1 protein-coding gene and 1 pseudogene are annotated in these 558 nt (G+C 45.3%); both read left to right on the top strand.

Annotation, left to right across the window (positions count from 1 at the left end; all coding sequences use genetic code 11):
• Nucleotides 1-325, top strand: a pseudogene (locus A3729_RS05620) (signal recognition particle-docking protein FtsY); the annotation flags it as partial.
• 47 nt (nucleotides 326-372) lie between these two features.
• A partial coding sequence (locus tag A3729_RS05615; RefSeq protein WP_156497704.1) for an ATP-binding cassette domain-containing protein occupies nucleotides 373-558 on the top strand: 186 nt, incomplete at its 3' end.

The raw sequence follows: 558 nt of genomic DNA, 5'->3' as shown, positions 1-558 counted from the left end.
AGACAACCTAATGAGCGAGCTTGAAAAAGTTGTCCGAGTTATGCAGAAAGTTGACGATACCGCCCCCCACGAAGTGATGTTGGTTCTCGATGCCGGTACAGGCCAAAACGCACTAAGCCAAGCCCAAGTATTCCAACAAGCAGTTGGTGTAAGTGGTATCAGCTTAACCAAGCTGGACGGTACGGCAAAAGGCGGGATCATTTTCGCTATCGCTAAACAGTTAGGCCTACCGATTCGCTTTATTGGTGTTGGTGAGCAAATAGATGATTTACGCCCCTTTGAGGCGGATGAGTTTGTTGCTGCTTTATTCGACGAACAAGCATAAATCTCTGTCGATAAGATCTCAGCTTAAATCAATAGGCCTACTAAATAATGATACATTTTGAGAATGTCACCAAGCGTTATAGCGACGGCCATGAAGCACTTAATGACGTAAGCTTTTCAATGGCGCGTGGTGAAATGGCATTTTTAACAGGCCATTCCGGCGCAGGTAAAAGTACACTGCTTAAGCTGATTATGTTGATGGAAAGAGCCAGTGAAGGAAAGGTCACTGTGGGT

This window comes from Oleiphilus sp. HI0043 (assembly GCF_001634935.1).
This window is presented reverse-complemented; position numbering and strand designations above follow the sequence as displayed.